Annotated in this window: 1 pseudogene; it reads right to left on the minus strand. The window is 71.3% G+C overall.

The window, feature by feature from the left end:
- Positions 1–108: 108 nt before the first annotated feature.
- Positions 109–1037: pseudogene (locus tag ABQ292_RS26510) on the minus strand (IS5 family transposase).
- Positions 1038–1087: the final 50 nt, after the last annotated feature.

A 1087-nucleotide genomic window follows, 5' to 3' on the forward strand; every position in this document is an offset into this window, starting at 1 on the left:
TGACTGTGCGGGTTCGATTCCCGTCACCCGCTCTACTGCGGTGTCGCGGGACACCGTTCACAGGTGCCCCGCGACACTGACCCAGGCAGCTAGGACCTGTCTCTGAAGTCATCGGAGCCAGAGCAGGATCGAGGCGAGGACGACGGCGCCGCGGTAGACGAGGGCGTGCTTGTCGTAGCGGGTGGCGATGCCGCGCCACTGCTTGAGTCGGTTGAACGCCCGCTCGATGACGTTGCGTTGCTTGTAGTCCTGCGCGTCGTGGCTGACCGGACGGCCGCCGCGGGAGCCGCGCTTCGTGCGGTGGCCGGCCTGATCGGCCGGCTCGGGGATGACCGCGGGTGATGCCCCGAGCACGCAGATGGGCGCGGTGTCCGCGGGAGGAGTACGCCTTGTCCCCGCGCAGCGCGATCGGGCGGGTCCGTGGTCGTCCCGGCCCCAGCCGCGGAACACGCAGGGCGCCCAGCAGCGGCAGCAGCTGAGTGCTGTCCCCGGCCTGGCCGGGGGTCACGGCGATGACCAGCGGCCGGCCGCGGCCATCGACCAGCGCGTGGGTCTTGGTCGTCAGGCCACCGCGGGACCGGCCGATGCCGTGGTCACCGGGCTCGTCCCCTCGGCGTGAACTCTTGTCATTCGACGGTGCCCCCTGTGTGCGACAGCGTCTTCGAGGCTGACCTCCCGCTTGGGCCTACCGGCCGCCGGGCGGTCGCGCCGTGCTGGTGCACCCGGGCGACGGTGGAGTCGATGCTGATCCGCCAGTCCAGGTCGCCGTCGGCGTCGGCTTGGGTCTGCAGCGCGGTCAGCACCCGATCCCAGGTGCCGTCGGTGGCGAAGCGGTGGTGCCGCTTCCACACCGTCTGCCACGGCCCGAACTCCGCCGGCAGATCCCGCCAGGCGACGCCGGTGCGGTAGCGGTGAATCGCCCCCTCGATGAGCTGGCGGTGATCTCGCATCGGCCGCCCGCGCGTTCCCTTCACCGGCGGCAGCAGCGGCTCGATCCGCGCCCACATCTCGTCGTCGAGCACCGGCTCACGCGTCATCCGCCCACCTTCGACGCCTTCACCCGCCTGATATTGGAGACACGCCCTAG

The organism is Geodermatophilus maliterrae (assembly GCF_041018925.1).
GTDB classification, from domain to species: Bacteria; Actinomycetota; Actinomycetes; order Mycobacteriales; family Geodermatophilaceae; genus Geodermatophilus; species Geodermatophilus maliterrae.